At 37.9% G+C, this 11,734-nt stretch carries 12 protein-coding genes; 3 read left to right on the forward strand and 9 right to left on the reverse strand.

Going from position 1 to position 11,734, the window contains the following annotated elements; translation table 11 throughout:
• Positions 1-779 precede the first annotated feature (779 nt).
• The 5 genes from AC3DU7_RS12300 to AC3DU7_RS12320 all read right to left on the reverse strand — a co-directional run bounded on the left by AC3DU7_RS12300 (position 780) and on the right by AC3DU7_RS12320 (position 6,623).
• On the reverse strand, positions 780-989 hold the full coding sequence (locus AC3DU7_RS12300; protein WP_488039632.1) for a hypothetical protein: 210 nt from the start codon (positions 987-989) through the stop codon (positions 780-782).
• A 26-nt stretch (positions 990-1,015) separates the two neighbouring features.
• The gene (locus AC3DU7_RS12305; RefSeq protein ID WP_488039633.1) at positions 1,016-4,591 is read right to left on the reverse strand and encodes a plasmid replication protein, CyRepA1 family; all 3,576 of its coding nucleotides are present in this window, start codon (positions 4,589-4,591) and stop codon (positions 1,016-1,018) included.
• Positions 4,592-5,217: 626 nt separating this feature from the next.
• A complete protein-coding gene (locus AC3DU7_RS12310) occupies positions 5,218-5,784 on the reverse strand; it encodes a hypothetical protein (protein WP_488039634.1) in 567 nt (188 codons plus the stop codon).
• Entirely contained in the window at positions 5,775-6,008 is a 234-nt protein-coding gene (locus tag AC3DU7_RS12315; RefSeq protein WP_488039635.1) for a hypothetical protein, read from the reverse strand. The genes AC3DU7_RS12310 and AC3DU7_RS12315 overlap by 10 nt, the downstream gene beginning before the upstream one ends.
• 150 nt (positions 6,009-6,158) lie before the next feature.
• Positions 6,159-6,623 carry a hypothetical protein gene (locus AC3DU7_RS12320; RefSeq protein ID WP_488039636.1) on the reverse strand — a complete coding sequence of 155 codons (465 nt, stop codon included), beginning with the start codon at positions 6,621-6,623 and terminating at the stop codon, positions 6,159-6,161.
• A 157-nt stretch (positions 6,624-6,780) separates the two neighbouring features.
• Between AC3DU7_RS12320 and AC3DU7_RS12325 the strand changes: the two genes are divergently transcribed.
• Positions 6,781-6,906 (forward strand): hypothetical protein, encoded by a 126-nt coding sequence (locus AC3DU7_RS12325; protein WP_488039637.1) that lies wholly within the window; start codon positions 6,781-6,783, stop codon positions 6,904-6,906.
• 49 nt (positions 6,907-6,955) lie between these two features.
• On the opposite strand, the gene AC3DU7_RS12330 is transcribed toward AC3DU7_RS12325, so the two are convergent.
• Both AC3DU7_RS12330 and AC3DU7_RS12335 read right to left on the reverse strand, forming a co-directional pair.
• A complete protein-coding gene (locus AC3DU7_RS12330) occupies positions 6,956-7,204 on the reverse strand; it encodes a hypothetical protein (protein WP_488039638.1) in 249 nt (82 codons plus the stop codon).
• Positions 7,182-7,559, reverse strand: a complete 378-nt coding sequence (locus AC3DU7_RS12335; protein ID WP_488039639.1) for a hypothetical protein — start codon at positions 7,557-7,559, stop codon at positions 7,182-7,184. The genes AC3DU7_RS12330 and AC3DU7_RS12335 overlap by 23 nt, the downstream gene beginning before the upstream one ends.
• 274 nt (positions 7,560-7,833) lie before the next feature.
• On the opposite strand from AC3DU7_RS12335, the gene AC3DU7_RS12340 reads away from it, so the two are divergent.
• Together AC3DU7_RS12340 and AC3DU7_RS12345 are read left to right on the forward strand one after the other, a co-directional pair.
• Complete coding sequence (locus AC3DU7_RS12340) at positions 7,834-8,079, forward strand: hypothetical protein (RefSeq protein WP_488039640.1); 246 nt, start codon at positions 7,834-7,836, stop codon at positions 8,077-8,079.
• 505 nt (positions 8,080-8,584) lie between these two features.
• Complete coding sequence (locus tag AC3DU7_RS12345; RefSeq protein ID WP_488039641.1) at positions 8,585-8,872, forward strand: hypothetical protein; 288 nt, start codon at positions 8,585-8,587, stop codon at positions 8,870-8,872.
• Positions 8,873-9,142: 270 nt separating this feature from the next.
• Here AC3DU7_RS12345 and AC3DU7_RS12350 read toward each other — a convergent pair whose 3' ends face one another.
• The gene (locus tag AC3DU7_RS12350) at positions 9,143-9,928 is read right to left on the reverse strand and encodes a hypothetical protein (RefSeq protein WP_488039642.1); all 786 of its coding nucleotides are present in this window, start codon (positions 9,926-9,928) and stop codon (positions 9,143-9,145) included.
• A gap of 526 nt (positions 9,929-10,454) precedes the next feature.
• Positions 10,455-11,573 (reverse strand): site-specific integrase, encoded by a 1,119-nt coding sequence (locus AC3DU7_RS12355; protein ID WP_488039643.1) that lies wholly within the window; start codon positions 11,571-11,573, stop codon positions 10,455-10,457.
• Between the last annotated feature and the right edge of the window lie 161 nt (positions 11,574-11,734).

Here is an 11,734-nt window from a genome sequence, read left to right on the forward strand (position 1 = left end):
AGTGTAGAGAATCAAACCCCTCTAAGGGACAAATTGGAAATATCAAAAGCTTTAGCTGACTAATAAGGAAAGGTATTGTAGATTTTTTCTGTATACAATAAATCTTTGCAAGAATTACTTATATACGGAGAATTCCAGGTTCATGAGGTTCTGACATGATAAGAAACAATCGTGTCCATTTCTTACCATAAAGCTCTGGCCCTTCACCTAAGAGAGTGGACGTAGTTAATGAAGATTAGCCTATGCAGGGGACAGCAGTATGACTAGAAGTATAACCTTGCTTCAAAATCGGCCCTAGAAATACCTTACTGTACATATATTGTATTTCTCCTGGTAAAATATAAATTGAGAAAAGGACGTATAGCTCAACTGGTTAGAGCAACACCTTTACTGGTAGGTGTTACAGGTTTATGGACGTAACAGGACTCGAACCTGTGACCCCTACCATGTCAAGGTTTAAAGTTAATAATTCTGAAACTCTTGACACATAAAGGCTTGACTAAAACTTAGCCTTCCTTCTCTAGCTCCATGTACCAGTATTGTACCAGTTGGAGCTGATTTAAGCTAAAAAAATTGATTCTATGGCCATCATTCATCAGTTCATTACTGAGTAGTGAGTTGACCTTTTAGTAGGTTTCAGATAGTATAAAAGTGTTGGTTTATAAAGGCCAAAAACGCATCATGGCCAATGGGAACCAAATAGTATTTCTCCTACAAGGACATTTCAGCCTGTATATAAGTAATTTATACAAGTCCTACTTGTATAAAAAAATCTACGCCTATCTCTGAGTGACTAAAGCTTTTGATATTTCCAATTTGTCCCTTAGAGGGGTTTGATTCTCTACACTTTTTACCCACTCTGTAACCAGCAGATTAATTACTTCAGACTGGTTAGTGCCATATAGCGAAGAGTAGTATTTTAACTTCTCTTTAAGTCCAGGTTCGGTATAGACTTTGAAGAAAGGTTTACTTTGTTGTTTGCTATTCATATTATTTATTCTTTGTTTTTTTTGACTTATTGAGCTTGCCAAATAACAGGATACCTTTCTCCTATCTTCCTCCTTATTAGTTGAATCTCATTTGTGCAAAAACTTATTATCTTCCCAGGTAAATTAGCTTTAATGATGTCTCCTACTATCTCCAAGAACTGACAATATATCCTGCCGTCTTTCAGGTCTATGTAATCCCATTTCTTAAATTCAGGTAATGGATTGTCTAATTCCTGACTCGACTCTAGTGGCTCCAATTCGTCATTGTCTCTGGTGAACTTAGTGAGCTGACTGTTTAAGCACAAAGTAGGCTGTCTAATCTTATGTTTACCTCCTATTTTAGTAGGTTCAAACGGCTTTTCTTCAGACACTAAAGCTTTGTTTTTCTCATCAAAATGAGCTGAGTCATATTTGCCAAGAAGTTTATCCCTTCTAATGTCCAAGCATTGTTCTAGCAGAGGCTCCAGCATTATAGTCCTTACGACATTACCTTTCTCATCTACTTCGTAATAGCAAAGGGCATCCCTTAACTGATACTCTCGCTTTCTATCGCCGTTTTCATCTCTCGACTGCTTAATGCAGGCAGCATTTAACCCTACCAAGTCAAATATATTATTGAGGTATCTGATATTACTGAGTTTTTTCTGTTTAGGTAGCAGCTTACTTTTACTAGCAGCAGCTATAAATTCCAGTACTATTGGAGATTCACCTGTAAAGCTAACCCCGTTCTCGAACAAATGAAAAGGAAGTTTCATTAACTCAGAAACTACAGAATGCAACATATCAATATCAGGTAGGAAGCAACCGTAAATAGCTCTGTTAACAGTTTTACTATCTCTGATAGCGTCATTCAACTCCTTATTTTCCAACAAATATCGCCTCCATAATTTCACCCTTGCCTCTGGGTTGTTAAATAGCAATTCAGTTATTAAATCAATTCCCCACTCGCTAGTCTTGTCTATGTCTGGGAAAAACTGTTTCAACCTGTACCTTTCTATTTCTCCTAGTTGCTGTTCATTCTTAGCCTCAACTCTATCTGCTATTTCATATTCTTGTTCCGTTAAATTCTTAGCATTAAGAATAGACAGCGAACGGTTATAGATTACTTCTGCTGACTCCTCATAGGTACTGATATCATCGTCGTCGATTTCAGCATTCTCAGGAGTGGAAACCTTGTACCCTCTACTCTTCAAGTCATGTACTATTAGTTCTCTAAAATTATGCTGTTCAAGCAACCTAATTTCATCAAGTTTATCTAAGTACTGCGAGTAAGGTGAGTTTGTGTCGTAGTCTAGTACCTCATAGCAACTATCAAACAACGCACTCCTAACATCAAAGTCTTTACTTCTAGCTCTGTATTTAGTCTTGTCTTCCATAAGAGAGTACATCCGCTCTAATTTAGTAGTCTTTAAATCATCAATGTATTTATTCTGATTTTTAGCTTTATAAGCAAATAGATGTACAGGGCAGTTCGTGTCTCGAAGTCTGTGCATCATCTGCGTGCAAGCATCTAGCCCCAAATGAGTCCATCTGACAAATATGTGGTCGAAATAATCTCTGGTATCAATACTTAATCCTGATTCAGCAGTAGGACTTATTAGAATGTAATCATACAGATGCAAACATTCATCAGGAGACTCCAGGAAAGCTCTAACCTCCTTCTTGTATAAAGTCCTGGAGTTTATCACCAGCGTTCTCGCCTTCATGATTTTTAAGTCCCAGTACTCAGTAAACATTTGAGAATCAGTGCAGATTAATGCTCTTTCCCCACTCTTCATACAATCAACTAATATCTGCCTAAAATGTTTTTCGTCACCATAGACTGAAATATTTCTCGATGGCATTCTGTATGTGTTCTCTACCTTTATCTTCTTATCAAACTCTATGAGGGACTCTATCAGAGCGACTTCTCTGTCAGTAAGCTGGTCTGACATAATAATCACTCCTGCACAGTTATACAAAAGTTCAGTCAATCTATCCATTAACTGAGGGCGTTTGCCTTTGCAAGTGCTTGATGTCAGTAAATGCTCTATCACTAGAGGGCATTCATCAAAAACGAGTATCTTATCTCTAATAGCCTCAGGGTCTATTTTCCAGATACTATCGATACACAAAGAGATAGACTCTCCTCGTGCTGCTATCTGGAGTTTATTAACTATCTCTGTTATGTGATACAAAGATTTTATTCTTTTCCCTGTCTGTTTTAGTAAGCTATTCCTGTACCCGACAAGGATAATATCAAGTTCATTCACTACCTTCTTTAGAGCTTCAGTCTTGCCAGTTCCCATAGGAGATTTCAATGCTAGTAGTGTCTTAGTGCCTTTTCTAACATCGCGGATAAATTCATCTAAATTATTTTTGTTATCGCCCCAGAAATGGTCGTTTACGGGTAGATATCTAGATTCAAATTTATTATGCGGGGTGAATACTTTGCTATCTATTATTTCCTTGAACTCTCTGTTTTTTCTCTCAAAACTGTTAAATGATATTAGTCTGAAACTCCTATTTCCTGTTGCTAACTCATCATCGAAATCGTTGTGTAACTTAGTAAATTGACCATACCAAATAACATATACTTCCTTGTCATATTTCCCCTTGATATAATCAACTAATTCCTTATACTTTCGAGTGACTAAATCATTTTTCCCACTACCAGCGTCAGCAGCTATAGCAAAAGTAAATCGCTTAACTTTGCCGTTGGTTATCTCAGAGATGAACTTATCAATATCGTCCCAATTGCCTTTAAAGTTACCGCCAATAGCTCCTATAGTGGAATATCCAGAAAGCTGATTTATGACTTGCGCTTTTAAGCAGCCTTCAGAAAAAATGATGAGGTTCTTTCTATCCTTGTCTCCTTTGCCTTTATTGACCGTAAAAATATCTTGTTTACTATTGTTCTGCCTGCACAGAGTATGCGGAGTCTCTCCATTTATACGGTGATTAATTCCACCTTTACTCCCGCCTGACAACCAGATGTATTTATCATCTTTGACTTTTAATTGCCCTCCGACAATATAACCATCTTCATCAAAAACAGGACAGAAATAAGCATCTTTAGGGACGTTAAATCTAGGCTTACCCATCCCATCCCAGTAAATACCGGGCAACTGTTGAAACTCACTACTTACTATCCCTTTGGGGAAGGATTTACCAAGCAAACCTGTAGGTTCAATACCACGTTTCTTAAGGTCAGCTAGCGCCCAGTCTTCCACTGGTTGGCTCTCTAATAGTTTGTAGAATTCATCGTTTAATTCTTTAGGTGTTAGCGCAGTGCTTTTTGCTTGCGGTACTGGCTTAGGTTTTGGTAACTTCTTATATTCAGATAGTTGAGATGAATCAGGTCTGTAGAGATAACCAATACCTGCTCTATCTTGCCCCTTATTCTTCCAACCTGGTACTTCTTTATCTTCTCCGCAGATAACTAAACTACCGTTAGTTGAGCAGCGCTTGTGTGCCCCATCACATATAGGGCAAGTATCTCTTAGCTTAGAAAACTTTTGCCACTTACGTTGTTGTCCATCATGGGATGAGTTATAGCTATTAAAGTCACCGTGGTAATCTAGTGAATTTTCCTTGTAAATGAATGTTTTATCTGTTAGCATGGTGTTATCTGTTGGGGGTGCAGCTACTTACGCTGCATTTTTTTTTGCCTACCCACAAGTATTTAAAAACCTATATTTAATTTTTAGAAACTTTTGTGCGGATGATCTTAATTGTAGCGATGCTTTTCTAAAATGGGTAAACGATGGGATGATTGAGTAATTATCCCATAAAGGATTTCAGATTTAAATTTATACTAAATTACTTTTTATAAGCTACAAACCACCACGAAACGATTTTGGTTTGGTAGAAAATAATAATTGAGAAAGTGTGAGTGAAACTTTGTTGAAACTCAGTGGAGTTCGGTGTCGTAAGTTGGGTTTACTTGAAGCTAGGGGAGAGATGAAGAGGAGAGGAATGTACCAGTGTTTGATGTCCGAAAGTTTCAGAGAAGAGATGCTCTAATATTAGAGCATCTTTTTTCTCATTCCCTGAAGAGTCTTTGCGTCAATATTGACGCATCTCTTCTTTAACTCAGTATTTAGAGAGATATTGTGAGATTTCTGAGAATCAAACGACCTATTTAAATAACGATAAAGAAAAGTGGCGATATCGCCACCTGGCTTATTTAGCTATTTCGTAGATATTAATATTTACAACTACACCTGATATGTATTTGAGCATCAACTCACGCATTGCTATTTTCAAAGTCCTCTTGTAATTGACTCAACAAAACTTTAATCTCAGCGAGTTTAGTTTTGCCCTCTTGATATTTTCTGCCTTTGCACTGCAACACATTTTCGATAATGAAAGTATCGGACTTACCTTCACTTACTAACCTACCGACTTCCGTGATTAAGCTAGTTGGAAATTGTCCGTTAGTGGTAGTGGAAGTGTTATTTGGAAGTTGCTCAGGGTAAATTTCAATCGGCTCATCTGTAACTGGTAATTCAGGAATTCCCTGCTTTTGCTCATAGATGTAGGTGGCTATAGTGTGAGTAAAAGTCTCATCATCAGCTTTCCTGAGTATGGTAAAAATAGGTGAGTATCTGTTAATCGCTAGGGATAGTCCAATAGTAGATAAGCCAGAAAGTAAGCTACCTGAGTAGAGTAGTGATTTGATAGCGGTATCGGATGACGCTGTAGGTGCTACGAAAAGAACAAGGGATGAGAAAGTGGCGACGCTTGCTGCTGAGATTAAGAGGGTTCTAAATGACTTTAACATCTCCAACAGGAGAGATGGCCTTAAATCCATATCAGAGAACCTCCGAGTAAACATATAGCAATAACTATCGACCATATTCTCAGTTCAGGTTCTAGCCATAAGAAAGTCAAAACGGCGATCGCAAATCCTAGCAGTAAGATAATTGGTAAACGTAGAGTGGATGAATGCTTCATAGCTAGGTTAAGTAGAGATGACGTACTTAAACCTGATAATAGCCATCCCCACAAAAAGAAAAATTGTGATAAATTATTCACGGGAAATAGACAAAATGTTTGTTATTTGAGTAGCTTTGGGGTTTTTTTATTTAGTAAATAGTTTTACTAAATCTTTTTACTAAAAACAAAAATATACCCCAAACTACTGTGATTCTATTGTTTCAGACTATTGGCAATGGCCTCAATCTGCTATTGAGCTGAGTTGTCAGCACGCTGTAATCCTGTACTGATACCAGCGTAACCAGGCCTTAATGAATGTAAAGTACGTCCAACGCTAGCGAGTTTACGAGTCTGCTTAAGCCCTTCTCTAGCGTTGTTCTTGGCGTACTGTGAGTGATATCCAACTACTTTTGTATCGTACTTATCAATACGTTGTAGTTCCTGATATCCTACTCTTGATGCTTTCTTGGCTTCCGCTAGCTGCTTTCTGTGAGCTGTTAAAGCCTTGGCTTCAGCCGGAGTCATATACCTAGCTTGGTCAACTGTGGGAACTGATTGAATCCCCTTCCAATTTGGGGTATGCTCTGGAGAAAATCGACCTAAAGCACCACCCGTAATAATTTCATCTTTGCTGATAGAGTGATTACCTGTCCCAATTGCAGATGAAGATTTTTCTGTAACTTCGCCTTTAAAGTATTTGCTCAGTAGTCCCATCGTTCAATCCTTTACTAAATGTACTTGCTGATCTCAAGGGAAAAGATATCAATAAAATTGCTAATGTGAACCCTGCTAAGAAGTGAGGGTTAATGAGTGTCGTTTGTTTTGTTCGTTTTGATTTTTTCATAGCCTAAGCCGATTTCTACTGATATCATTGAACAGTACTGACTGCCATCAAGAGGTAGTGGTACTGACATCGTGTAGACGTGTTTATCTACAATTAGATTTAAGAGGACGGTGGAGTACAGCTTGTCATCATCAAAGGGGACGAGATGGCTAGTGCTATCGACAAGTTTGTTTTTCATCAGGAGTATCTTCTTTTTGTGCTGTTAGCCTATATGGGGGGTATTTGGAAAAGTAGGGAAAAACATAGATTCATCTAAATCTAGTGATTCCAAACTCTCATCTTTTTCCTTGAAGATTTTCTCTTGGATAATCATCCGAGCCTCTTCTTTGTAATCGGTGAGATACTTTTTGTAAGCTTGCCCCCATTCAATAGCATCTTTTCGAGCTTGGATGCGAGCGTCATCAGTATTGTCAGATTGTGAGAGTTGCTTAATTGACTGGGATTGCTTCACATTCAATTGTTGTATGATTGCCCCATTGTTTGTTGTCATCGTTCTCCAATAAATTAATAACAGTATTTAGATGGTAAACTGCTTGGGCGCGTCCTCTAGAAGTCGCTAGGGAACGGTAAGCTACCATAGCTTCACAGCTTTTGCGGTCATAACCCTTGTCGTACTTAAAGTGGGTAAAACCTTTGACGTTGCACTGATTGAGAAGGTCAACGTCCCTAGTGAGTTGAGAGCTAGATATTTTCAATCCTGTACGATTTAGAGCCTCTAAAAGTTGGCCTCTAGTGAAAAAATCTTTATCACCTAAAGCGATAAAAATACTGGTTCTGATTCTGTCTATAGTTTTGCTGTTAAACATCTCCTTTTAGAACTAGAGTTTAAGATTTATTAGCAGCATCAAAAAATACCTCATACAAATACAAATGGGCATGAGAGACTAATCAAGGCTGTTAAGAATAATGATATATTGGTATATATCAGGTATGGGTAATGGAAATTTGATAAAAACAGAGAGTAAACCCTTTAGTTCTTAGGAGCTGCACTCTTTCACCAAGATTTGCTCTTTGCTTATATCCCAATTATATACCTGCTCATACCTATATGTCAATATACATAACTACTGGTAGTTACATATGAAGCAAGCATCAACATCTGTACCCGATTATGCCTATGATGTCCTGACTTATCTAGTCGAAGTAACTGGGAAAAGTCAGTCAGCAATAATAGCTCCCTATGTAGAAAGAGGGATATTTGACGAGTTAGCTAAACTAGAGCAGCACTTTGAATCCATGGAACAGTCAGGGTTAGAAACGCCCGAAAGACTCAAGGACGCAACTGATAACAGACAGAATAGTAAACAGAATAGCAAGCAAAAATGAAGCAAATATCTATTTCTATTTCTGATTTTTCATATAAGATACTGGTCTATATTTCAGAAAACACAGGAAAAAGCCAGTCAGCTATTTGCGCTCCCATAATAGAGGGGGCGTTGACGGAGGAAATTAGGATACTACAAGAACAAATGGAAATACTGGAAGGGTTGGAGAAATCAAAACTAGAATCACTTCCGGAGGAAAACAGGGTGGTAAACAAAAAAGCAAAATGACTTTACTAAATGTCATCCTTAGTACATAGCCTGAATTTACAGGATAGATACTTACTCTGGACAGCAGGAAAAGGACTACTGGACAAGGCTGCTAATAATGAGATATCCTTGGTATGTACATGAGATATGGGCAACTTTTGTGGAAACTACCCCGTGATTCTAGGGACGACACCCTTCTATCCAGTCGGTGTTTCCTGTTTGCTCATGTCTATTATAATCGCACAGCATCACTGATATGTCAACTGTATATCAGTGATAAAAATAAGAGTATCAATGATATGCCCCAGACAATACAAATATCTGTCTCATGCCCACATGATTTATACGAAATAGTAAAACTTCTATCTGAAGAAACAGGACGTTCTCAGTCAGCTATTGCGGTGATGCTGATGGAAAAAGGCTACCCTATAGTTTTTGAAGAACTAAATAAGGTTGAGACCTATAAAAACTTTAGGGACAAAAGGAGAGCTAAAAAAAACGGTGATTCTACGAAAGCAAACGAAGCTGAAGATGACAGCGAACAAAAAGTAAAGGATAAAAGTGGTGATTCTAAAAGTAAAAAATAAGTAAGTAAAAAATAAGTGTTGACAAATCAAATTTGAATATGTATATTAACGATATAGCTAAATTAAAGGCCATCTAGAGTTGATATCACCACGAACGAGCGTATATTTCAGCTTTTACAATAAAGTTTTATAATAAACTTTTATAATAAAATGAAAGATATGCTCTAGCAGGATGAAACAGCAATTAATGGACATTAAACCACCGTAAATTGACGCGGTGGTTTCTCGTTTTTAATATCAATCAAATAGTAATAAAGTGTAATTGAATGTCTAGTTTAATTTAAACTTACGTTGTGTAAAACTAATGGCATCCTTATGCGCTTGTTCCAAGTTGTCCACAAAGAGTTCAACGACTTGATTTTCACAGTAAGCAACTGCTTTTAAACCTTCTACTTCAGATATGTAATTTCTACCTATAGACCTGTCACCTTCTATCAATTTCCACATTAGTTTCATTTGCCGAGCATCCATACTAAAGAGTTCATAATAAACATGGTTCGTCCAATAAGCATAGTCATATCCCTCACAACCTTGTGATTGTAAAAAATCAGTATATTTGTTGCGTTTGATAACTCCAGCCAGACGAACCATCATCCAATCGGATAATACTCGGCTATCTTTGGCCGTATAAGCTCCCTTAAGAACAGTATAAGCATCTGCATAAAAACCTTTTATTGCAAACCATTTTACGAATTGGAGCAATTTGGCTTTAACAGACCTACTAACTCGGCCTGGTTTTTCTAACACATCAAAGGCTAAATCAAACCAATCTCTCACTTCCAATACAACATATTCATTCCCATCTACTCCAGCAATCCGGGAGACCCTATAAGTATTACCGGAAGGAACTTTCAGGCATTCAAAATCATTTTCTGGGAGACCCTGTAACCAACCATTTATTGTTGAATCAGGAAGACCACTATATCGCTCCATCAGACCAAAACCAAATCCTACGGTCGGCTGTCCATTACCCATCCCATTAGGATCTATGACGATAACTTCAAATTCTCTGCCTTCATAACGCAACTTAATTAATTGACCTTTCTTTATTTTCATTGCCTCTTTCGACCTCTAGATATAAATAAATCTGAATTTGTGATATGCTGAGGTCACAAGACTTGTCCGAGTCCGATTGCGATATCGTTCGGATGCTATAAAGCCCCCAGCTTAGTTGTTAATTGACCTCTCGACTATAGCTGAGGGTTTTCTATATTGTCAAATTGCTACCTTGCCTGCCCGCTGAGGGCGATAGGGTTGTTTCTTTTTACAAAGTTACGAGGGAAAGTCATAAAATTCCTCACTGACATCTTGATAGCTAAACGAAAATCTAAAAAACACCTCGCTAACAAAAAGCAAGAATAATCCCTTGTGAGCGAAATTAAAGGCTATCGCCTTGTAACAGACACCTGAAATCACCTTTCCTCGTGTCACACATCAACTTGGGGGGAGTTAATATATCCCCCCTTATGTATCTGTGACAAAGTTAAAGTCTTTCCCTATAAATCTTTCAGGAATTAGCAGTGGCTAATTGCAATTGGTATAAGCGATCGCTATCACCAGAAATTAAAACTAAAAGTTATACTCAAATCTCAGGGATTGCTATCGAATCATCAGCACCCCAGTAATGCTTGAGTATCATTTTTTCACTCGTTCCGGCAAGTTTCGCGACAGTGGCCAAATCCAATCCTTTCTTAAGCATCAATGTAATCCAGCTATTTCTGAGGTTGTAAGTTGGCATCGCTTTTGATATCAAGTTGCTTTGGAAAAGACCTTTTACTATTTGATTAAAATGCCTTTGGTTAAATCGCTTTTGATCTAAATATCCACCTTTCTTAGCAGGAAATAGCAGTTTATTTCTTAGCGAACATTCTTTGGTAAGTAAGGCGTGTAATTGAGAATTGATTGGAATTTTTCTAACCTTTCCAGTCTTAGTACCTTGCCTCAACTCTCCATGTGTATGCACTTTTTCTATTAAAATATAACCCTCGTCCCAATGAACATCACTCCAAGTCAAGGGGATAGCTTCTTCAGGACGACAGCCTGTATAAGCTAAGAAAGCGACATAAGGATAATAGTGGTGACTACTTATACCTGTGTAGAAAGCATTCAATATCTCTTTTATCTCTTCTTGGCTCCACGCCTCTTTACTTCTGTTCTTGGCTATCTTTTTAGAGATATCGAACTTTATTTTTTGATAATTGTTCTGTTCTGCTAAAGCTGCATTTAGATTTGTCGCAATCATACGCAGGGATTCACCAGAGTATATTTTCTCTGCAACCATCTTGAAATGACTGATATCCCCTCTTCTTTTTTTTGAAATATTCAAAAACACATTATCTACCAGCTTCCAGCTTTGCTGCCTAGAATTACTTACGCGATCGCAACTCCTCTCCTTGTAATCTTCCCAGTAGTCCCACAACGTAACTCTTCTTTCTGTTGGGACGTACCCTGGCCTATACTTACCTAGCGTTGGGTCGTAAGTATCCGGTACTCCTAACTTATGCTTGGCCATATCTGAGTCTATCTGCTTAGCCACAAACTCGACTTTTTTAAAACTGTCCTCTGTATTTACGGGACAAACAGATATAGCTTTGCGATTGCCTGATGGGTCAGTAAACCTAAGTCTATATGACCCACTATGTATTTCTATATTTACCTTGCCAAATTTTGCCTTGTTTTTATTTCTCTTTTGACGTACCATTCTCGTACCACTCTATAGACAGAAATGGCGCTAAAGAAGGTGTATAGCTCAGTCGAGCTTTAGCGAGTGTTAGAGCAACACCTTTACTGGTAGGTGTTACAGGTTGATGGACGTAACAGGACTCGAACCTGTGACCCCTACCATGTCAAGGTAGTGCTCTA

Source organism: Okeania sp., assembly GCF_983059655.1.